Source organism: Mycobacterium sp. NGS41, assembly GCF_059812725.1.
This window is the reverse complement of the sequence record NZ_JCALDF010000010.1, coordinates 105,173-124,971: the sequence shown is the minus strand read 5'-3', so window position 1 is coordinate 124,971 and position 19,799 is coordinate 105,173. Positions and strand designations below refer to the sequence as shown.

The following is a 19,799-nucleotide window of genomic DNA, read 5'->3' as shown; positions in this document are numbered from 1 at the left end:
GGGCTACGGCCGCTTGCCCAGCTCGAAGTCGCGTGTCTGGGCGCCGGCGTCGATGACCGCCCGTAGCCGCTCCCTGGCGACCGGCTGCGCGAGCGCTTCGCGAAACAGCTGATCCTCGATGCGCAGGCCGGTTGCAAGATCGGCCTGCCCGTCGATGGCGGCGTCGACCGCGCGCTTCGCGTTCGCGATCGCCACTGCGGGACTCGATGCGATGCGTGCGGCCAGCTTGTCGACAAACCGCCGCAGCTCGTCGACCGGCAGCGCCCGGTCGACGTATCCCCAGGCTTCGGCGGTCGCGGCGTCGACGTCCAGGCCGCCGAGAATGACTTCGAGGGCTCGGCCCCGGCCAACCAGGCGGGGTAGCCGCTGGGTGCCGCCGCCGCCGGGGATGATCCCCCCCACGGCTACCTCGGGCTGGCCAAAGCGTGCTTTGCCGAGTGCGGCATAGCGCATGTCGAAGGCCATCGCGAACTCGCTTCCCCCGCCGCGGCAGACGCCTTCGATGATGGCGATGGTGGCCTTGGGAAGCATCCGGAATTGCTCCATCGCGGCATGGAAGAACGACAGCTCGTCGTGCAGAGCGATGTCGTCCATCGGCAGGTCCAGAATCATCGCAGCGTCTGCGTGTGCGATGAAGATTTCCGGGTCGGCCGAGTCGACGATCAGCACCCGCACCTCGTCGTCGGCCGCGACCTCCTCGGTGAGGCGGCCGATCTCGTCTGCCAGGGGGATATCCAGCAGGTTGATCGGCGGATTATCGATCGTCGCCCGACAAATGCCGTCTTGCGTTGCGATCCGAAGCAGCTGGTAATCCCGATAGGCCATGGCCGGAACACTAGGGGAGTCCGGGCGGGGCAGGTACGAGTTTCCGGCGCCAGCAAACCTTAATTTGGTTGTGACCTGGTCGGATTCTCTGTTCGGGTCTAACAGCAGATACTCTTGTCGGGATGGTTCCGCTTTGGTTCACGCTGTCCGCACTGTGCTTCGTCGGTGCGGCGGTGCTGCTGTATGTCGATCTCGATCGGCGGCGCGCGCGAAGCAGGCGACGGAAATCGTGGGCCCGGTCGCACGGATTCGACTACGAGCCCGAATCAACCGACATACTGCAGCGCTGGAAGCGCGGCGTCATGTCGACGGTCGGCGACGTCGTCGCCGAGAACGTCGTGCTGGGTCAGATCCGCGGCGAAGCGGTGTACATCTTCGATATCGAGGAAGTCGCCACGGTTATCGCGCTGCACCGCAAGGTGGGCACCAACGTCGTGGTGGACCTGCGGCTCAAAGGGCTCAAAGAGCCACGCGAGAGCGACATTTGGCTGTTGGGTGCGATCGGGCCGCGGATGGTGTACTCCACCAACCTCGATGCCGCCCGGCGGGCCTGCGACCGTCGCATGGTCACCTTTGCCCACACCGCACCGGACTGCGCCGAGATCATGTGGAACGAGCAGAACTGGACGCTGATCAGCATGCCGATCGGCAGCACTCGCACCCAGTGGGACGAGGGTCTGCGGACCGTTCGCCAATTCAACGACCTGCTGCGGGTACTGCCGCCGTTGCCCCAGGACACTCCTCAAGAGACGGGGGCGCCGACGCCCCGAGTCACGGCGCCGAGCCGTCCGCTGGCGCAGGCCGCGCGGGCCGAGTTGCCGCCCAGGCGTGCCGGGACCGACGTCGCCGGATTGCTGTCCGACGCGGGTCGCCGGCCGGAGCCGATCCACCGCGATGAGGGACGTTCTCAGTCCACTCGGCGCCAGCCGCCGACCGGCCGCAACGGCCAGCAGGCCACGAACTATCAGCACTGATCGGGCGCGGGGTGGGCCGGGGGCCGGTTAAGCGGTCGTCGTTAGGATGTCGCTCATGCCCCGCCCTGTCGCCCTGATCACCGGGCCCACGTCTGGGATCGGCGCCGGCTACGCGCGACGCTACGCACGCGACGGATACGATCTGGTGCTGGTCGCCCGCGACGTCGACAAGTTGACGCAATTGGCCGAAGAGCTACGGGCGGATGCGGGACAGATCGAGGTTTTGCCCGCAGACCTCGCGGAGCCCGCCGACCGCGATAAAGTCGTCGACCGGCTGGCTGCCGGTGTGCGAGTCCTGGTGAACAACGCCGGTTTCGGCACGTCCGGCGAATTCTGGACGGCCGATCCGGCCCTGCTACAAAAGCAGCTCGACGTCAACGTCACCGCGGTGATGCACCTGACTCGCGCCGCACTGCCGGCCATGCTCGACGCCGGCGCCGGAACCGTCATCAACATCGCCAGCGTGGCCGGTCTGGTGCCTGGGCGGGGGTCGACGTATTCGGCGTCCAAGGCCTGGGTGATCTCGTTCACCGAGGGCCTGGCCGGGGGATTGGCGGGCACCGGTGTGAGCGTGCATGCCGTGTGTCCGGGCTTCGTGCACACCGAATTCCATACCCGGGCCGGGATCGACCAGCCCAAGGTGCCGTCGTTCATGTGGCTCGAGGTCGACGACGTGGTCAGCGAGAGCCTGGCCGAGATCGCTCGCGGCAAGGTGATCATCGTTCCGAGCATTCAGTACAAGACGATCGTCACCGCCGGCCGGCTCATTCCGCGAAACCTGTTGCGGGCCACCGGCAGACGAGTCGGCGGCGGCCGTGGCCGAACCTGACCGGACGGAACTCGCCGAGTTGGTGCGCCGGCTATCGGTCGTGCACGGCCGCGTCACGCTGTCGTCGGGCAAGCAGGCGGAGTATTACGTCGACCTGCGCCGCGCCACCCTGCATCACCGGGCCTCCGCGCTGATCGGCCGCCTGATGCGTGAACTCACGCGCGACTGGGACTACGCCGTCGTCGGCGGACTGACCCTGGGCGCCGATCCGGTAGCGACGGCGATCATGCACGCCCCCGGTCGTCCGATCGACGCGTTCGTAGTCCGGATGTCCGTGAAAACCCATGGCCTCCAACGTCTTATCGAGGGATCCGAGGTGTCGGGTCAGCGCGTGCTGGTGGTGGAGGACACTTCAACGACGGGTGATTCGGCGCTGACCGCGGTGCGTGCCGTCCGAGACGCGGGCGGGGACGTCATCGGCGTGGCGACCGTGGTGGACCGCGACACCGGCGCCGCGCAGGCCATCGAAGCCGAGGGACTGCCGTACCGCAGTGTGCTGGGCCTCGCCGACCTGGGGTTGAGCTAGGCCGCCATCGGGATCACTGTGCGTACGTTCATTGCTCTGGCCTGCCTGGCAGCCTGTCTGGTGGGCTGCTCGGACTCGAAGCAGTCCAGTCGTCCCTATGGTGCCCAGGCTGTGCGGCTCGGTGAATCGCTGGGCCTGCTCGGCTGGAACATGTCCGTGTCGAACCTGCGCTGGGACGAGGACTACGTGCTGATCGACGTCGACGCGTCTCCGACGGACCCGAAGGCGCCGCACACAAAGGCCGACGACATCCGGTTCGGGCTTTACGGTGCGCTGGCACACCCGATGGAGTCGAACGCGTTGGGCAGCTGCGATGACGCGATGACCAAAGTGCACGACATCACCACGCCGCTGTCGGCACCGGCCGGCCGGCTGACCGGCACGGTGTGCCTGGGTCCGCTGAAGGACCGAAGCCAGGTGCGTGGGGTGTACAGCTACTCGCCGCGCGACCGCATCCCGGACACCTCGGCTGCGTACCCGGCGGCATTTCCGGTCGGCTTGCCGCCGACCAACGCGAACGACACCGGCTTGGTGGTCAAGACCACCAGCCTGTCGGCCTGGCGCGCCGACGGTACGCCGGTAACGCAGGCGCAGCTCGGTGATCCAGGGGCATTCGCCGGCAACGGCTACATGCTGCTGGGGCTGCAGACCGACGCCGTCGCCGAGCGGTATCGCGACGACTCCGCCAAGCGTGGCGGGCCGATGATGTTGCTCGCCTCGCCGACACTGCCGGGCCGCGAACTGAGCCCGGCCTGCGCCGTGTACGGGTCGACGGTGCTGATCCTGCCCGACGCATCGTTGAACGCGGTGCATGTCAATGCGTCGCTGTGCACGCAGGGTGAAATCAACCAGGCGTTGCTCTATGCGACGGTGGCGATAGTCGGCACCCACGCCGGCGTCTGGACCATGCGGTGAACGAGGTGGGCGAGCCTGGGCCCACCGAGTGGGGCGCAAGCGGCGGCGGCGTCGGGCCTTGGGTGGGTGAGGTGCCCGACGATCCGCGATATGACCCGGTCTTGTTGCGGGAGGGCGATACTCGCAATGTCGTCGACGCCTACCGGTACTGGACCCGGGAAGCGATCGTTGCCGACATCGATACGCGGCGTCACGCGCTGCACATCGCGATCGAGAACTTCGGACACGACGCCAACATCGGCTCGGTGGTGCGTACCGCCAACGCGTTCGCCGTGGACACCGTGCACATCGTCGGTCGCCGGCGCTGGAATCGCCGCGGTGCCATGGTGACCGACCGCTACCAGCGGCTGCGCCATCACAACACGGCGGCAGAACTGCTGGACTTCGCGGCGGCCGCCGGTTTGACCGTCGTCGCGGTGGACAACGTCCCGGGCGCGGCGCGCCTGGAGCAGACGGCGCTGCCGCGGGACTGTCTGCTGGTATTCGGTCAGGAAGGCCCCGGCATCACCGACGACATCTGCGCGGGTGCCGCTGTCACGGTGTCGATCGCCCAGTTCGGCTCGACGCGCAGCATCAACGCCGGTGTGGCGGCCGGGATCGCGATGCATGCCTGGATCAGGCAGCACGGGGACATGTCACGTGCCTGGTGAATGTGCCGTGGCGTCGTCGGGTGTGAAGCCGTGGCGTTGGGCGTGAAGCCACGGCGTTGCGCGTGAAGCCACGGCGTTGGGCGTGAAGCCACGGCATTGGGTGTGAAGCCACGGCGTTGCGCGTGTAACGGCGGTGGACATTCGACGATTTTTCCGCCCTGCCTTCACCGCGAACGCCAATGATTCACAGTCGGCGCCAACGATTCACAGCCAACGCCGGAAGACCGGTCAGCTGGGGCGCGCCGGCCTCATCTTGAACGAGACCTCCAGCTTGATGCGATAGGTGATCTTGCCGGCGCTGTCCACCGACATGTCCTGCTCAATGACCCGCGCCACGCGAATGTCGTCGACGCTTTCCCGCGCTCGCTGCACCGCCTCCGCCGCGGCCTGCTCCCAGGATGTCGGGCTGGTCCCGATGATGTCGATCACCTTGTACACGCTCATGGGTGTCAAGCGTATAGCCAGCTCGAGACCGTCACGTGGACCTTCGGCGAAACCTCTGGCCAGCATCGACGCCGACTGGCCCGCCGGATAGGGCAGGATCGGCAGGTATGGAGCAGCTTTGGGCGAACCGGGCGGCCAGTGCGGAAGCCGCCGTCACGCAACGGCACCTGAAACGGCTGTGGGCGTTGCCCGGTACTCAGCTAGGGGTGGTGGCCTGGCCGTCGGTCCGGAAAGACCGGTTGTTCGGCACGTGGCATTACTGGTGGCAGGCGCATCTGCTGGATTGCCTCGTCGACGCGCAACTGCGCGACCCGCAACCCCAGCGACGCATCAGAATCAACCGGCAGGTTCGCTCCCACCGGCTGCGCAACAACTTCTCGTGGATCAACAGCTACTACGACGACATGGCGTGGCTGGCGCTGGCGCTGGAACGTGCCGCCCGGATAGCCGGCGTCGAGCGTCGGCGCGCATTGCCCAAACTCGCCGACCAGTTCATCAAGGCATGGGTGCCCGAGGACGGCGGCGGCATCCCGTGGCGCAAGCAGGACCAATTCTTCAACGCCCCAGCCAACGGCCCGGCGGGAATCTTCCTGGCCCGTTACGGGGACCGGCTGAAGCGGGCCGAGCAGATGGGGGACTGGATCGACCGCACCCTGATCGACCCGGAGACGCACCTGGTGTTCGACGGCATCAAGGCCGGCTCGCTGGTTCGCGCGCAGTACACCTACTGCCAGGGCGTGGTCCTCGGGCTGGAAACCGAGCTGGCCGCCCAGACCGGCGCAGAAGTCCGGGGACGACACCAGGCGCGCGTGCATCGGCTGGTCGCGGCCGTCGGCGAACACATGGCGCCGTCAGGGGTGCTGAACGGAGCCGGCGGCGGGGATGGTGGCCTGTTCGGGGGCGTCACTGCGCGCTATCTCGCACTGGTAGCCACGACATTGCCGGGCGAGTCCGCCGACGACGTCGTGGCCCGCGACACCGCCCGCACCATCGTGCTGTCGTCGGCGGAGTCGGCATGGGACAACCGGCAGACGATGGACGGGCTGCCCGTCTTCGGAGCGTTCTGGGACCGCGACGCGGAAATGCCCCAAGCGCGCGGACAGGAGGCGCAGTCGGTCGAGGGTGCGGTGATGTCCTCCGACATACCCGAACGGGACCTGTCGGTGCAGATTTCCGGATGGATGTTGATGGAGGCCGCCTACAGCGTCGCGGCAGTCAACGACAAAACGGACGAGCTCTGATGGTGGCGACCCGCTTCGCCCGGCTGCGCCGCGCTCGCGATCGCCACGAGGTCTGACGCCACTACTCGGTTAACGCAGCCGGATCCGGTTCATCCGTGGGCTCTTGCTTGGGCGCTCGATGCCGTGACCGGTAGAGCCGAATGGCCGAGATGAACGCCGGCAAGAGCGATACAAACAGAATGCCCAGAATGATTTTTTCCAGGTTCTGGTGGACGAACGGCACGTTGCCCAGGAAGTAGCCGGCCAGAGTCGTACCGCCTCCCCAGGCGATACCGCCGACGATGTCGAACCCCAGAAACACGGGATAGCGCATGTAGGACACCCCGGCAACCACCGGTGTGAACGTCCGGATGAACGGTGCAAACCGGGCCAGGATGATCGCCCACGGACCGTACTTCTCGAAGAACGCGTGCGACTCGGTCACGTAGTGCTTCTTGAAGAACCGGGAGTCTTCCTTCTTGAACAACGCCGGACCGATCCGGCGACCGATGAAATACCCGGTTTGATCGCCCAGCACCGCGACCACGGCCACCGCCGGGGCCAGCACCCATATAGTGACCGGTGGATCCGGGTGCGCTGCCAGCAGACCACCGGTGAACAGCAGCGACTCGCCGGGCAGCAGTGGAAACAGCAGGCCGGTCTCGATGAAGACGATGATCAGGATGCCGGGCAGCACCGCCGAGCCGAAGACACCATGGGCGCCCAACCAATACATCGGGTCGAGGATGTTCCCCACGGCCACCACGGCAGTGCTCATGACCTGACAACATACCGGGGTCCCCCACCCGGATCGACACAAGTCAGGGTATTGCGATACTGAGGAAATCCCGCCCTGAGGAGGAATTCCATGCCCATCGCAACCCCCGAGGCCTACGCCGAGATGCTGGGACGTGCCAAGGAGAATTCGTACGCCTTCCCGGCCATCAACTGCACCTCCTCGGAAACCATCAACGCCGCCATCAAAGGCTTCGCCGACGCCGGCAGTGACGGCATCATCCAGTTCTCCACCGGGGGCGCAGAGTTCGGCTCTGGGCTCGGGGTCAAGGACATGGTGACCGGTGCGGTTGCGCTGGCCGAGTTCGCCCACATCATCGCGGCCAAATACCCCGTCAACGTCGCGCTGCACACCGACCACTGCCCGAAGGACAAGCTCGACAGCTACGTCCGCCCGCTGCTGGCGATCTCGTCGGAGCGGGTTTCAGCGGGCAAGAACCCGTTGTTCCAGTCACACATGTGGGACGGCTCGGCGGTGCCGATCGACGAAAATCTGGAAATCGCTCAGGAGCTTCTCAAGCAGGCGGCGGCCGCCAAGATCATCCTCGAGATCGAGATCGGCGTGGTGGGCGGCGAAGAGGACGGCGTCGCCAACGAGATCAACGACAAGCTCTACACCACGCCGGACGACTTCGAGAAGACCATTGACGCGCTCGGCCACGGCGAGCACGGCACTTACCTGCTTGCCGCGACATTCGGCAACGTGCATGGCGTCTACAAGCCCGGCAACGTCAAGCTTCGCCCCGACATCCTCGCCCAAGGACAGAAGGTGGCCGCGGCCAAACTCGGACTCTCCGATGACGCCAAGCCCTTCGACTTCGTCTTCCATGGTGGTTCGGGCTCGGAGAAGTCGGAGATCGAGGAGGCGCTGCGCTACGGCGTGGTCAAGATGAACGTCGACACAGACACCCAGTACGCGTTCACCCGCCCGATCGTCGGTCACATGTTCACCAACTACGACGGCGTGCTCAAAGTCGACGGCGAGGTGGGCGCGAAGAAAGTCTACGACCCACGCAGCTACCTGAAGAAGGCCGAAGCGGGAATGAGCGAACGCATCGTGGAGGCCTGCAACGACCTGCACTGCGCCGGAAAGTCGCTCGGCTAAGGCCGAGAAGACGCAAAAGCCCCCATTTCGAACCGGAATTGGGGGCTTTTGCGTCTGCTCGCGCAGGTAAGGCTAGCCGCTGGGGGACTGGCAGATCTTCCACTGATCGTCGCGGTACTGCAGGTCAAAGCTGCGCGTCGAGCGGACCTGCGGGTCGTAGGCCATGTACGTCGTGACGTTCGCCTCGGCGTGCTGGCCGTTGACGGCGACCTCGTCGATGGTGTCGATGACCGGAAACTGTCGGGCCGCCGCGACCCGGCGGTAGGTCTCCTGCCACGCGCGCTCGTCGTAGTCCACATAGCCGTCGCGGGTGGTGCCGCAGGTGATGCCGCGCAACGTCGCCAGATCACCGGACTGCAGCGCGGCATCCAACTGCCGGATGGTTTGCCGCACCCGATCTTCCTGCGAGGCTTTCGGGTGGTGGTGCTTGGTCAGCAGCACGGTGAGCAGGACCGCGATCGCCGTTAGTGCCAAGACGATGACGACTATCGCAAGCACCCAACCCAGCTTCTGGTTCTTGGACGCTGTCGGCGACTTCCCCCCGTCGCGAGCCGGGATCGATTGTGGCACCGCAGTTTTCGGTGGCAAACCCTGGTTCGGCGGGGCTGGCTGCACGGGGGGCCCCGCCGGCGCGCCCGATGGCGCCGGGGCGGACGGCGGCTTTTGGGCCCCCCGCGGCCGGGCTGGTGGCGGTTTCGGGATGATCTCGGTTTCCGGGTCCGTACCGGTGGCGATGACCGTCGTCTCGTTGGCGTCGAAGCCCGGCGCGGTGAAGCGGCGTTCGCGCGGCAACTCTGGGTTTGTCTCCGGCTCCTTGTCCGGGTCGCCTTTGTTAATCACGACGGTCTCCGTCTCGGAGTCGCTGGGCACCAGAGGTTGGTCCTCGGCAGACCCTGCCGTCCGCTCACCCGCCGGGTCGCCTGGATTCGGCCGCGCGCCGCGGTCGGGCCGGGGTGCATCAGACATGGTCGTAGCTTAACGACTGGATCGTCGGTTGGGGGCATGGCGAGCTAGACGTCTGTGAACCCGACGGCAAAATAGAACCCATGACGCCGATGGGTGATCTCCTGGGACCCGATCCAATCCTGCTACCTGCCGATAGCGAGGCCGAGGCGGAGTTGCTTGCCAAGGAACACCCGGGCATCGTCGCCGCCGCGCATCCGTCGGCTTCGGTGGCCTGGGCAGCGCTGGCCGAGGAGGCGCTGGCCGACGACAAGGCCATCACGGCCTACGCGTATGCCCGTACCGGCTATCACCGCGGCCTGGACCGGCTGCGCCGCAACGGCTGGAAGGGTTTCGGCCCGGTGCCGTACTCGCACGAGCCCAACCGCGGCTTTCTGCGGTGTGTGGCGGCGCTGGCACGCGCGGCCGACGCGATCGGTGAGACCGACGAGTACGCGCGTTGCCTGGATCTGCTTGACGACTGCGACCCTGCGGCCCGCGCCGCGTTGGGCCTGTAGGGGCTGGGTGTGGTCGAGGATTCAGCGGGCGGTGAGCCGACGGATTCGCGTGTCGGTGCATCGTTCGGGCCGTATCGGTTGCTGCGGCTGTTGGGCAGCGGCGGGTTCGGTGAGGTCTATGAAGCCGAAGACACCGTCATGCACCGGGTGGTGGCGCTGAAACTGCTGAGCAGTACCTACTCGCAAAACCCGGTGTTCCGGGAACGGCTGTTCCGCGAGGCTCGTACCGCCGGTCGGCTGCGCGAGCCGCATGTGGTGCCCATTCACGCCTGCGGGGAAGTCGACGGGCAGGTCTACATCGACATGCGGTTGGTCCGCGGCGTGGATCTGGAGACCGTGCTGCGGCGCGAGACCACGCTGGAGCCGGGCCGGGCGGTGGCCATTGTGCGCCAGATCGCGGCCGCGCTGGACGCTGCGCGTGCGGAAGCGGTGATCCACCGCGACGTCAAACCGGCCAACATTCTGCTGGCCGGTGACTTCGCCAGCCTGGTTGACTTCGGGCTGGCAAGCGCCGCGGGTGACGCCAGACTGACCAAGCCCGGTAAGGCGGTCGGGACCTTCGACTACGTGGCCCCCGAACGACTCAGCGGCAACCTGGTGGATCACCGCGCTGACATCTACTCGCTGGCCTGCGTGCTGTACGAGTGCCTGACCGGCGCTCCGCCGTACGCGCACCACCAAGACCTGCCCGAGCTGATGACCGCGCACATGACCAGCCCAATCCCACTGCCTAGTCAGCAGCGTCCCGGTATTCCCGTGGGGTTCGACGAAGTGATCGTCCGCGGCTTGGCCAAAAACCCCGACGACCGCTATGCCAGTGCCGGCGCACTGGCCATCGCCGCGCAGCGCGCACTTGGCGCACTTGACCCACACGACAAGGGTCAAACCACCAGCGCTTGGACGCCGCAACAGCCGCAACAGCCGCCGGGCCCCCCGCCGCCGGGTCCGCCGCAACCGCTGCCCTACCTACCCGCCCCGCCAACCCGCCGTAAATCCCGCCGCCGCCTAGTGATCGCCGTCGTCGCCGTCGTCGCGGTCGTCGCGGCCACCGCAGTCGTCCTCGGGATCGTTCACCGGCATCCCGCCCCGCATGCCGCCGCCAGGCCGCGCCCGTCGTCGACGACCGCTACCACCTTGCCGTTCCCCGCTTTGCAAAACCCGCGGGGCGTGGCGGTGGACACCGCGGGCAATGTTTACGTCGCCGAACTAGGGGCCCCGGGTGCGGGCGGCGGACAAATCCTGAAGTTGGCACCGGATCGAACCACTCCGGACGAGCTTCCCTTCGGGGGAATTGAAGCCGACGGAGTGGCCGTGGATAACAGTGGCAACGTGTTCAGCGCCGCCGTCAGCCTCGACAACCTGAGCGGCGTGTGGAAGCTGGCGCCGGGAGCCCGTGGCCCCAGTCTGCTGTCATTCGGGCACCTCACAAGTCCGGTTAGTGTGGCGATCGGTACGGACGGCTGTGTCTACGTCGTCGACGAAGGCCTCAGGCAGGTATTCAAGCTGGCACCCGGCGCCGCCAGCCCCGAACGGCTGATGCCCACAACCCTGTTGAACATGGCGGCCGGCGCGGCCGTCGATAATCACGGCAACCTCTATGTCGTCGACACCGGCGAGCGGCACGTGTTGAAACTGGCCGCTGGCGCCACCGAACCCACCACGCTGCCGTTCGGCGGCCTCGAAAATCCTTACGGCGTCGCAGTGGACCCGGCCGGCAACGTCTACGTCTCCGACCCGGGCAAGCATCGGATATATAGATTGGCTTCCGGGGCGGCCTCTGCCACCGATTTGCCGTTTCCCGGTCTGACCGAGCCGTATGGTCTGGCGACCGATAGGGACGGCAACATCTACGTGACCGACTGCAAGCGAATTGACAAATGCAAGAGCGGCAGAGTGCTGGAATTGGGCCCCCCGCAATGATATTCGCCCGGGGTACGGCTGCGCTGGCAGGTGATCACCATGGTCGATGAGCCGACGGTCAGCCACTCGTCCGGCCGGCGGGTGGGTTCTCGGTTCGGGCCGTATCTGCTGCGACGGCTGCTGGGCAGCGGCGGGTTCGGCGAGGTCTACGAAGCCGAAGACACCGTCATGCATCGCGTGGTGGCGCTGAAGCTGCTGTCCAGCAGTTACTCCCAGAACCCCGCGTTTCGGGAACGGTTGTTCCGGGAGGCTCGCACCGCCGGACGACTGCACGACCCGCATGTGGTGCCAATCCACGGCTGCGGGGAAATCGATGGGCAGCTTTACATCGACATGCGGCTCGTCGACGGTACCGACCTGCAGAGCGTGCTCGACCGCGGCGCGCTGGAGCCGGCCCGCGCGGTAGCGGTCGTGCGCCAGATCGCCGCAGCGCTGGATGCCGCCCACGCCGAGCATGTGATCCACCGTGACGTCAAGCCCGCCAACATCCTGCTCGGTGCCGACGACTTTGCCTGCCTGGTGGACTTCGGGCTGGCCAACGCCGCGACCGATACCAAGCTCACCAGTGAAGGCACCACCCTCGGCTCGTTCGCTTACCTGGCGCCCGAGCGCCTCGGCACCGGCCGCGCCACTCCTGGCGCCGACATCTACGCCCTGGCCTGTGTGTTGTACGAATGCCTGACCGGATCCAGTCCGTATGCCGGCCGAGATGACATTCCCGCACTGGTCGCCGCCCACCTGACCGCTCCGCCGCCGGTGCCCAGTCAGCAGCGGCCGGGGATTCCGGTCGGGTTCGACGAGGTCATCGCGCGGGGCATGGCCAAAGACCCCGAGCACCGCTTCCGCAGCGCCGGCGAGCTGGGCGCCGCCGCCCAGCACGCACTGAGCACCCCGATGCGCGACCACATTCGAGGGCCCCAACAACCGCAGGTGACGCGGCCTTGGTCCGACCGGCCACCCGCGCCGCCGAACCATTTTCCGCCTCCGCAAACCGGGCCGCCGCGCCGACGTAAATCCCGCCGCCGCACGGTGCTCACCATCGCCACGGTCATCCTCGTCGCCGCCCTCGCGGCCACCGCTGTCGTCGTCGCGGTCATGCACCAGCGTGGCAGCAAGCGGGCCGCTACGGGTCCTACGCACACCTCATCGACTCCGGCTCGCGCCGCCCTTCCGCCGCTGAACGCGACCCGGTTACCCGTTATCAGCAGCGGCCTGCTGGGAGGCGTCGCAGTCGACACTGCCGGCGCCGTCTACGTCGCGGACGACCGGCGAGTATTGAAACTGCCCGCCGGCGCCACCGGCCCCAGCGAGTTGCCGTTTGCCGGGCTCGACCGGGCAATGGCCGTGGCGGTGGACGCGGCCGACAACGTCTACGTCGTCGATCGGCTCGCCGGCACTTACACCACCCGCATGTGGAAACTGGCCGCCGGGGCCAATACCGCTAGCCAGTTACCTTTCGGGAAGACTTCCGCCAAGACAGTCGCTGCCGACGCCGCCGGCAACGTCTACGTCGCCGACCAGGACCGAGTGTTAAAACTTGCGGTCGGCGCCGGGGCTCCCACCGAGCTGCCGTTCGGCAGCGGCATGTTCAACAGTGTCGCGGTGGACAGCGCCGGAGCTGTATATGTCGCACAGCGCGGCGGGGTGCTCAAACTACCCGCCGGCGCCGCTGGTCCAACCCAGCTGCCGTTCGGCAAGGTAGGCGGAGTGGAAGGCGTCGCAGTCGACACGCGGGGCAACGTCTACGTCATCGACAACGGCGGCGACGGCATGGGCCGGTTGGTCAAACTTGCACCCGAGGAATCGACGTCCACAGAGCTGTACGCGCCAGAACCCTCCTCGTTTAGTGGCATTGCGGTGGACTCGAGCGGAAACCTCTACCTCAGCGAAGGTAGCCGGCTGCTCAAAGTGGCGGCCGGAACGTGAACTCGGCCCAGACCACCACCCTCAAAGCGTTATTGGAGCGAGACGGGCCGCTCGACCCGGCACGGGCTGTCAACCTGGTGCGGCAAATCGCTGCCGCGCTCGACGATGCCCACGCCATCCAGTCGGTGCACCGCGACATAACACCCGCCACCATCCTGGTGTCGGATAACGACTACGCGTATCTGGCCGACATCGGCACGACCACCGCCAGCACCGACACCCGAGGGTTGACCTATCGGGCGCCCGAGTTGCTCGGCAACACCGAGGTGACCTATCGCGCTGATATCTATGCGTTGGCCGGTGTGCTGTTCGAGTGTCTGACCGGTTCCGCGCCATCTCCGGTGTCCGATAACCACATAGACCCGCCGACGCTCATATCCGCCCATCTGGCCGAAGCGATGCCGCGCCCCAGCGAGCGAAGACCTGGCCTCCCGGCCGGCTTCGACGAGGTCGTCGCGCGCGGTATGGCCAAGAACCCCGGTGACCGTTACCGCACCGCCGGCGAGTTATCGGATGCCGCCCAGGGTGTGCTCATGGCCAAACCGCACGAGATTCCAAGCAACCGGCCTACCAGTCCCGACGCCGCACCCCCCGCCACCCCGGGAGATGGCCGCACCGTCGAGCTGGCCGTGCCGGCTGCCAGTGCTCAGCCCAATCAGTCACGCTGGGATCCCGCTGTCGGGCGCTCACCCACGGTGAGCTACCCGCATTCTCAACCGCTGCCGCTCCCGGTGCCAACGCGCTCCAGGGGGCGAGGGAGATCGCGCCGGCGCATCGCTGTGCTCATTGCAGTCATCGCCGTCGTCGCCGCCCTCGCGGGCGCCGCCGCGATCGCGGTTCCGCGCCTTACCCGCCATACCGCGACCGCGCCGACCAATCACACCTACACGTCTAAGCCCACCCCGCTGCCGTTCAGCGATCTGGACGATCCGATCAGCATTGCGGTGGACGGCGCTGGCAACATCTATGTGCTGTCAAACCTCCTGTCGAGGGCAAACGAAGGCGACCTTGCGAAGCGCGTGGTGAAACTGGCGCCTGGAGCCACCGGTTCCACCACGATCGACTTCCCCGGGGTTGACATCCGTTACGCCACCGACTTGACGGCCGACGCGACAGGCAACCTCTATCTCAGCGCCGGAACCGCTGTGTGGTTATTGGCCACCGGTGCGGCGAACCCGATCCGGCTGCCGTTCCCGGGCTTCGTGGCGATCAACGCCGTCGCGGTCGCTCCCGGTGGCACGGTTTACGCCGCCGGTGCCCTGCGCGAAGTGGGCCGGTATGGGGTAAAGAAGCTGGCGCTAGGAGCCAGCAGGCCAACCGACCTGCCTTTCGCCGGGCTTTACCAGCCCAAAGCGCTGGCTGCCGATAAAGCCGGCAATGCCTACGTCGGCAGCCTTGTACAAGGCAAGAACGTGGGTCGGGTATTCCGGCTCGCTGCCGGCACCACCTCGCCTACCGAGGTGAATCTACCCAGAATGAAGGATCCCGCCCGTATGGCGGTCGATATGGCCGGAAACCTTTTTGTCGCCGAGGCCTTCGGTCGAGTGTTCGAAGTACCGGCGGGCGGCACCAGTCCGGTCACCCTGCCCTTTCATGTCGAAGCAAACGCTGTATCTGTCGACTCGGCGGGCAATGTCTACGTCGCTACACTGCCCACCAAAGACAAGAAGACCGGCGTGGTGCACGCCGGTCAGGTGCTAAAAATCGCGCCCGACAAATAGCGGAACCAACGGTCAGCAGCTCTCCGGACACCCACCGGCCCCGTCCGGGCACTCGATCTGCACGGTGGCGTGATCCAGCCCGCGAGCCGACAGCACCGCCCGCGCGTCCTGAAGTATCCGCGCGGAGTTTCCGTTGCTGGTCAGGTGCGCGGTGCACATGTCCTTGCCGGGTGAAAGCGTCCATACGTGCAGGTCATGCACCTCGGTGACGCCGTCGACCGCACCCAGCGCAGCACGCAGCTCCTCGACGTCGATGTGACTGGGCGATGCTTCGGACAGGATCCGCATCGCCTCCCTGGCCAGCGCGAGCGCCCGCGGCAGCACCCACAGCGCGACCAGCACTGCGACCACCACGTCGGCGTACGGCCAGTGCGTCGTGAGGGTGACCACGCCGGCGATCAGTACGCCAAAGCTGCCCACGGTGTCGGCCACCACCTCCATGTAGGCGCCCTTGACCGCCAGGCTGTCCGTGGAGTGTGAGCGCAGCAGCAGCGCCACGACGGCATTGGCGGCCAGGCCGGCCAGCGCCACCACGACCATCGGCATGCCCGGAATTGACGGCGCCGCACTGAGCCGCCGGATGGCTTCGTACACGATGAACGTCGCCACGCCGATGAGCAGCGCGGCATTGGCCACGGCGGTGAACACCTCGGCCCGATGCCAGCCGTAGGTGCGGGCTGGTGATGAGCTGCCGCGCCGGGCCAGCATCACGGCGCCGAGGCCCATGTACACGGCCACCACGTCGGTCAGCATGTGCCCGGCGTCGGCCAGCAGCGCGATCGAGCTGATCAGCAGCGCGGTGGTCAGCTCCACTACGAAGAACGCCGCCAGGATCGCCGCGCCCATGATCATGCGCGGGATCATCCGAGATGCGTCGGCCGGGGTGTGACTATGTCCGGCGCCCATGACGGGAAATATATGCGCATAACCGCATATATGGCAAGGCTTTCAGATCCAGCGGCGCCAGAACAGCGTCAGCACGCTGCCGTTGTGCCACCACACCGGGGACACGCCGGAGAAGTCGAAGAGCCAGCTCACAGCCCCGAATAGCCACTGGCTCAGCGCGGGCACGAAGAGCAGCAGCAACAGCAGGAAGACGCCGTATGGCTTGAACGGTGCCACCGCGCGCTGCGTCTCGGGACTCAAATGCGGTTCGAGCGCGTCGTAGCCGTCCAGCGCTGGGATGGGCAGCAGGTTCAGCACCACCGCCATGATCTGCAGAAACCCCAGGAAGGCCACCCCGGACCACAGCACCCAATGGTCGATATCGAAGAAAAGGCGAGTAACCGTCAGCAGCAGCACCGCCAGTATCAGGTTTGCCGCCGGTCCCGCCAGGCTGACCAGGGTACGACGGGTCGGCGTCATGAACGCGGTCTGCAGATACACCGCGGCGCCCGGCAGGCCGATGCCGCCGAGCGCGATGAACACCATCGGCAGCACCAGCGATAGCCCGGGACTGCTGTAGCGGCGCGGATCCAGGGTCAGGTAGCCGCGGACCGCGGCGTCGTGGTCGCCGAACCGCCACGCCGTATAGGCGTGCCCGAATTCGTGCAGGCACAGCGACACCAGCCAGCCGGCGATCACGAAGATGAACACCCCGGCATAGGACAGCGGCCGCACGGTCGTCCCGGCCAGCCAGGCCAGTACACCCCCGACGGCCGTCAACCCGACCAGGGCCAGAAAGATCGGGCTGGGTCGCACCGGTCGAAACTACCGGACCAGTAGCCAACCCTCCACGTTGCGATAGAACGTCGATCGTCGCGTGGTGCGTGCGGCCGGGACGCCGTCGCGGACCACAGTGACACCGGTGGTGCCCAACTGGGCCGCGCGCCCACTGATCCAGCGGCGTAACGTGCCGTTCAGCGCGGCGCGCAGACCCGGCAGGGCCAGCGTCGGCTCGATCCACACCTCGGCGACGTCGCCGTCGAACAGTACGGCGTCGTCGACCACCGCCTCTCCATGTAGCGACTGCTGATCCTCGGGCGGTAGCCAGCGCGCCCGGCCCGCGACCACCGACCCGGTCTCGTCGCGGATCAACGGCACCCGCGTGGCGGAACCACGTCGCGCGCGCCGCGCCGCCCGGCGACCGGCCGGTAGCCGGTAGGCCCGAGTCGCGGTGGTATGCCGGCGCGGTACATAAGCAACTTCGACGTCCAGCCGCTCGGTGCGCAGCAGCCGCGTCAGCACAGCGGCGAGGTCGGCGTCGCCGCCGACGACGGCCAGCCGGCGGTATGCGCCCAGGTCGATAGCCGCCAGGTCATCGGCGCCCCTATCGAGCAGATGCGTGGGCAGGCCGGTCAGCGGACGGGGTAACGGCGCGTCGCCGAACAACAGCACCGCCGCGCTTTGGATGTTGTCCGCCGTGTTCACCCCGATATTCATGTTCCTCGCAACCTGCTGGGTAGGGTAGGTCACCGGCTGGACCACATTATTGTGGTGACCCGCTGCGTCCGGCTGCGCCGCGCTTGGGATCACCACGACATACGCAGGGAGCATGGCATGCCGGCAATCGTCCTGATCGGCGCCCAATGGGGCGACGAGGGCAAAGGTAAGGCAACTGACCTGCTCGGTAGCCGCGTCCAGTGGGTGGTGCGCTACCAGGGCGGCAACAACGCCGGGCACACCGTCGTACTACCCACCGGCGAGAACTTCGCGTTGCATCTCATCCCGTCGGGGGTGCTGACGCCCGGCGTCACCAACGTCATCGGCAACGGCGTGGTGATCGACCCCGGCGTCCTGCTGCAGGAACTGAAAGGCCTGGAAGACCGCGGGGTCGACACCTCCAAGCTGCTGATATCCGCCGACGCACACCTGCTGATGCCCTATCACGTCGCCATCGACAAGGTGACCGAGCGCTACATGGGCAGCAAGAAGATCGGTACCACCGGCCGCGGCATCGGGCCGTGCTATCAGGACAAGATCGCCCGGATGGGGATCCGGGTGGCCGACGTGCTGAACCGCGACCAGCTGACCCACAAGGTCGAGGCTGCCCTCGAGTTCAAGAATCAAGTGCTCGTCAAGATCTACAACCGCAAGGCGCTGGAGCCCGACCACGTGGTCGACACGCTGCTGGAGCAGGCCGAAGGCTTCCGGCATCGCATCGCCGACACCCGGCTGCTGCTGAACAACGCGCTGGAGGCTGGCGAGACGGTGTTGCTGGAAGGCTCCCAGGGCACGCTGCTCGACGTCGACCATGGCACCTATCCGTACGTGACGTCGTCGAACCCGACGGCCGGCGGTGCGGCCGTGGGCTCGGGCATCGGCCCGACGCGGATCCGCACCGTGCTCGGGATTCTGAAGGCCTACACCACCCGAGTGGGCTCGGGTCCGTTCCCCACCGAGCTGTTCGACGAGAACGGCGAATACCTGTCCAAGACGGGCGGCGAATTCGGCGTAACCACCGGCCGCCGCCGACGCTGCGGCTGGTTCGACGCCGTCATCGCCCGCTATGCCACCCGGGTGAACGGCATCACCGACTACTTCCTGACCAAGCTGGACGTGCTGTCCAGCCTGGAAACCGTGCCGGTCTGCGTCGGATACCGGATCGACGGGACAGTCACGCACGACATGCCGATGACGCAGAGCGATCTCTGTCGTGCCGAACCGGTCTACGAAGAGCTGCCCGGTTGGTGGGAAGACATCTCTGCGGCGCGCGAGTTCGACGATCTGCCTGCCAAGGCTCGGGACTACGTGCTGAGGCTGGAAGAGCTTGCCGGAGCGCCGGTTTCGTGTATCGGTGTCGGCCCGGGACGTGATCAGACCATCGTGCGCCGCGACGTCCTGCTGGGGGCACCCCCCGCTGGCGGGGGAGTCGGCCCGTGACGGATACGGCGCAGGATCCCGAAGAACTCGATCCCGAATACCTGCATCACGGCGGCTTTCCGGAGTACGCCCCGGCCACCCCCGGCCCGGGGTTCGGCCGGTTCGTGGCAGCGATGCGGCGGCTGCAGGATTTGGCCGTATCCGCAGCTCCCGACGACCGAGCATGGGACGAAGCCGCCGATCGCGCCGAGGCGTTGGCCGACCTGTTGGCACCCTTTCAGGCTGCTGAGGGCCAGGCGCCGGCCGGACGGACACCGGACTTGCCGGGCATGGGCAACCTGCTGCTGCCGCCCTGGAAGTTGACGCGCTACGGCCCCGACGGCGTCGCGATGACGGGCTACTTCAGCCGGTTCCACGTCGGCGGCAACATGGCGGTGCACGGCGGTGTGCTGCCGCTGCTGTTTGACCACACGTTCGGCATGATTTCGCACGCCGCAGGACGGCCGATCAGCCGGACCGCTTTTCTGCATGTGGACTATCGCAAGGTCACGCCGATCGACGTCCCCTTGGCCATCCGGGGCCGGGTCACCCGCACCGAGGGCCGCAAGGCATTCGTGTCCGCCGAACTGGTCGACGACGACGAGACCCTGCTGGCCGAAGGCAACGGCCTGATGGTGCGGTTGCTGCCCGGCCAGCCCTAGAGCCGCCCGGCCGCGCGCTCGACAGA

The 19,799-nt window shown here is 67.0% G+C and carries 20 protein-coding genes; 13 read left to right on the top strand and 7 right to left on the bottom strand.

Annotated elements, in window-relative coordinates:
• Positions 1-3: 3 nt before the first annotated feature.
• Positions 4-825 carry an enoyl-CoA hydratase/isomerase family protein gene (locus AC5Y21_RS12280; RefSeq protein ID WP_499912597.1) on the bottom strand — a complete coding sequence of 274 codons (822 nt, stop codon included), beginning with the start codon at positions 823-825 and terminating at the stop codon, positions 4-6.
• Positions 826-947: 122 nt separating this feature from the next.
• Here AC5Y21_RS12280 and ttfA point away from each other — a divergent pair, with 122 nt between their 5' ends.
• Genes ttfA through AC5Y21_RS12255 form a run of 5 tightly spaced genes read left to right on the top strand, consistent with a single transcriptional unit; the run spans position 948 to position 4,719 of the window.
• The gene (gene ttfA, locus AC5Y21_RS12275; protein ID WP_499912595.1) at positions 948-1,799 is read left to right on the top strand and encodes a trehalose monomycolate transport factor TtfA; all 852 of its coding nucleotides are present in this window, start codon (positions 948-950) and stop codon (positions 1,797-1,799) included.
• A gap of 55 nt (positions 1,800-1,854) precedes the next feature.
• Positions 1,855-2,628 carry an SDR family NAD(P)-dependent oxidoreductase gene (locus tag AC5Y21_RS12270; RefSeq protein WP_499912593.1) on the top strand — a complete coding sequence of 258 codons (774 nt, stop codon included), beginning with the start codon at positions 1,855-1,857 and terminating at the stop codon, positions 2,626-2,628.
• The gene (gene pyrE, locus AC5Y21_RS12265) at positions 2,615-3,154 is read left to right on the top strand and encodes an orotate phosphoribosyltransferase (protein ID WP_499912591.1); all 540 of its coding nucleotides are present in this window, start codon (positions 2,615-2,617) and stop codon (positions 3,152-3,154) included. Before AC5Y21_RS12270 ends, pyrE begins: the two co-directional genes overlap by 14 nt.
• Before the next feature lie 18 nt (positions 3,155-3,172).
• Positions 3,173-4,069 carry a hypothetical protein gene (locus AC5Y21_RS12260; RefSeq protein WP_499912589.1) on the top strand — a complete coding sequence of 299 codons (897 nt, stop codon included), beginning with the start codon at positions 3,173-3,175 and terminating at the stop codon, positions 4,067-4,069.
• Between the two features lie 5 nt (positions 4,070-4,074).
• Complete coding sequence (locus AC5Y21_RS12255; RefSeq protein ID WP_499912587.1) at positions 4,075-4,719, top strand: TrmH family RNA methyltransferase; 645 nt, start codon at positions 4,075-4,077, stop codon at positions 4,717-4,719.
• A gap of 228 nt (positions 4,720-4,947) precedes the next feature.
• Here AC5Y21_RS12255 and secE2 read toward each other — a convergent pair whose 3' ends face one another.
• Positions 4,948-5,163 (bottom strand): calcium dodecin, encoded by a 216-nt coding sequence (secE2, locus tag AC5Y21_RS12250; RefSeq protein ID WP_499912585.1) that lies wholly within the window; start codon positions 5,161-5,163, stop codon positions 4,948-4,950.
• Between the two features lie 107 nt (positions 5,164-5,270).
• Between secE2 and AC5Y21_RS12245 the strand changes: the two genes are divergently transcribed.
• Positions 5,271-6,404: a glycoside hydrolase family 76 protein gene (locus AC5Y21_RS12245; RefSeq protein WP_499912583.1), complete on the top strand. Its 1,134-nt coding sequence runs from the start codon at positions 5,271-5,273 to the stop codon at positions 6,402-6,404.
• 61 nt (positions 6,405-6,465) lie between these two features.
• On the opposite strand, the gene AC5Y21_RS12240 is transcribed toward AC5Y21_RS12245, so the two are convergent.
• Positions 6,466-7,161, bottom strand: coding sequence for a DedA family protein (locus tag AC5Y21_RS12240; RefSeq protein ID WP_499912581.1), 696 nt, complete (start codon positions 7,159-7,161; stop codon positions 6,466-6,468).
• A gap of 90 nt (positions 7,162-7,251) precedes the next feature.
• Between AC5Y21_RS12240 and fbaA the strand changes: the two genes are divergently transcribed.
• Complete coding sequence (gene fbaA / locus AC5Y21_RS12235; RefSeq protein ID WP_499912579.1) at positions 7,252-8,283, top strand: class II fructose-bisphosphate aldolase; 1,032 nt, start codon at positions 7,252-7,254, stop codon at positions 8,281-8,283.
• A 72-nt stretch (positions 8,284-8,355) separates the two neighbouring features.
• Here the strand turns inward: fbaA and AC5Y21_RS12230 are convergent, their stop codons facing one another.
• Entirely contained in the window at positions 8,356-9,249 is an 894-nt protein-coding gene (locus AC5Y21_RS12230) for an Rv0361 family membrane protein (protein ID WP_499912577.1), read from the bottom strand.
• A gap of 80 nt (positions 9,250-9,329) precedes the next feature.
• Here AC5Y21_RS12230 and AC5Y21_RS12225 point away from each other — a divergent pair, with 80 nt between their 5' ends.
• From AC5Y21_RS12225 to AC5Y21_RS12210, 4 genes are read left to right on the top strand one after another with little or no spacing between them, the layout of a single operon-like run.
• Entirely contained in the window at positions 9,330-9,743 is a 414-nt protein-coding gene (locus AC5Y21_RS12225; RefSeq protein WP_499912576.1) for a DUF3151 domain-containing protein, read from the top strand.
• Positions 9,744-9,752: 9 nt separating this feature from the next.
• The gene (locus tag AC5Y21_RS12220) at positions 9,753-11,663 is read left to right on the top strand and encodes a serine/threonine-protein kinase (protein WP_499912574.1); all 1,911 of its coding nucleotides are present in this window, start codon (positions 9,753-9,755) and stop codon (positions 11,661-11,663) included.
• Between the two features lie 39 nt (positions 11,664-11,702).
• Positions 11,703-13,589 (top strand): serine/threonine-protein kinase, encoded by a 1,887-nt coding sequence (locus AC5Y21_RS12215; protein ID WP_499912572.1) that lies wholly within the window; start codon positions 11,703-11,705, stop codon positions 13,587-13,589.
• Complete coding sequence (locus AC5Y21_RS12210) at positions 13,586-15,310, top strand: serine/threonine-protein kinase (RefSeq protein WP_499912570.1); 1,725 nt, start codon at positions 13,586-13,588, stop codon at positions 15,308-15,310. The genes AC5Y21_RS12215 and AC5Y21_RS12210 overlap by 4 nt, the downstream gene beginning before the upstream one ends.
• Positions 15,311-15,322: 12 nt before the next feature.
• Here AC5Y21_RS12210 and AC5Y21_RS12205 read toward each other — a convergent pair whose 3' ends face one another.
• From AC5Y21_RS12205 to AC5Y21_RS12195, 3 genes are read right to left on the bottom strand one after another with little or no spacing between them, the layout of a single operon-like run.
• A complete protein-coding gene (locus AC5Y21_RS12205; RefSeq protein WP_499912569.1) occupies positions 15,323-16,216 on the bottom strand; it encodes a cation diffusion facilitator family transporter in 894 nt (297 codons plus the stop codon).
• 42 nt (positions 16,217-16,258) lie between these two features.
• On the bottom strand, positions 16,259-17,011 hold the full coding sequence (locus tag AC5Y21_RS12200; RefSeq protein ID WP_499912567.1) for a site-2 protease family protein: 753 nt from the start codon (positions 17,009-17,011) through the stop codon (positions 16,259-16,261).
• A gap of 9 nt (positions 17,012-17,020) precedes the next feature.
• A complete protein-coding gene (locus AC5Y21_RS12195; protein WP_499912669.1) occupies positions 17,021-17,680 on the bottom strand; it encodes a peptidase M50 in 660 nt (219 codons plus the stop codon).
• A gap of 129 nt (positions 17,681-17,809) precedes the next feature.
• On the opposite strand from AC5Y21_RS12195, the gene AC5Y21_RS12190 reads away from it, so the two are divergent.
• Entirely contained in the window at positions 17,810-19,132 is a 1,323-nt protein-coding gene (locus AC5Y21_RS12190; RefSeq protein ID WP_499912565.1) for an adenylosuccinate synthase, read from the top strand.
• The gene (locus AC5Y21_RS12185; protein ID WP_499912563.1) at positions 19,129-19,773 is read left to right on the top strand and encodes a PaaI family thioesterase; all 645 of its coding nucleotides are present in this window, start codon (positions 19,129-19,131) and stop codon (positions 19,771-19,773) included. The genes AC5Y21_RS12190 and AC5Y21_RS12185 overlap by 4 nt, the downstream gene beginning before the upstream one ends.
• Positions 19,774-19,799: the final 26 nt, after the last annotated feature.

What these genes read in the sequence shown, in the direction of transcription:
- AC5Y21_RS12280 (WP_499912597.1), bottom strand. Translation starts at nt 825, where the DNA reads ATGGCCTATCGGGATTACCAGCTGCTTCGGATCGCAACGCAAGACGGC.
- ttfA (WP_499912595.1), top strand. Translation starts at nt 948, where the DNA reads ATGGTTCCGCTTTGGTTCACGCTGTCCGCACTGTGCTTCGTCGGTGCG.
- AC5Y21_RS12270 (WP_499912593.1), top strand. Translation starts at nt 1,855, where the DNA reads ATGCCCCGCCCTGTCGCCCTGATCACCGGGCCCACGTCTGGGATCGGC.
- secE2 (WP_499912585.1), bottom strand. Translation starts at nt 5,163, where the DNA reads ATGAGCGTGTACAAGGTGATCGACATCATCGGGACCAGCCCGACATCC.
- AC5Y21_RS12245 (WP_499912583.1), top strand. Translation starts at nt 5,271, where the DNA reads ATGGAGCAGCTTTGGGCGAACCGGGCGGCCAGTGCGGAAGCCGCCGTC.
- AC5Y21_RS12240 (WP_499912581.1), bottom strand. Translation starts at nt 7,161, where the DNA reads ATGAGCACTGCCGTGGTGGCCGTGGGGAACATCCTCGACCCGATGTAT.
- fbaA (WP_499912579.1), top strand. Translation starts at nt 7,252, where the DNA reads ATGCCCATCGCAACCCCCGAGGCCTACGCCGAGATGCTGGGACGTGCC.
- AC5Y21_RS12230 (WP_499912577.1), bottom strand. Translation starts at nt 9,249, where the DNA reads ATGTCTGATGCACCCCGGCCCGACCGCGGCGCGCGGCCGAATCCAGGC.
- AC5Y21_RS12225 (WP_499912576.1), top strand. Translation starts at nt 9,330, where the DNA reads ATGACGCCGATGGGTGATCTCCTGGGACCCGATCCAATCCTGCTACCT.
- AC5Y21_RS12215 (WP_499912572.1), top strand. Translation starts at nt 11,703, where the DNA reads ATGGTCGATGAGCCGACGGTCAGCCACTCGTCCGGCCGGCGGGTGGGT.
- AC5Y21_RS12205 (WP_499912569.1), bottom strand. Translation starts at nt 16,216, where the DNA reads ATGGGCGCCGGACATAGTCACACCCCGGCCGACGCATCTCGGATGATC.
- AC5Y21_RS12190 (WP_499912565.1), top strand. Translation starts at nt 17,810, where the DNA reads ATGCCGGCAATCGTCCTGATCGGCGCCCAATGGGGCGACGAGGGCAAA.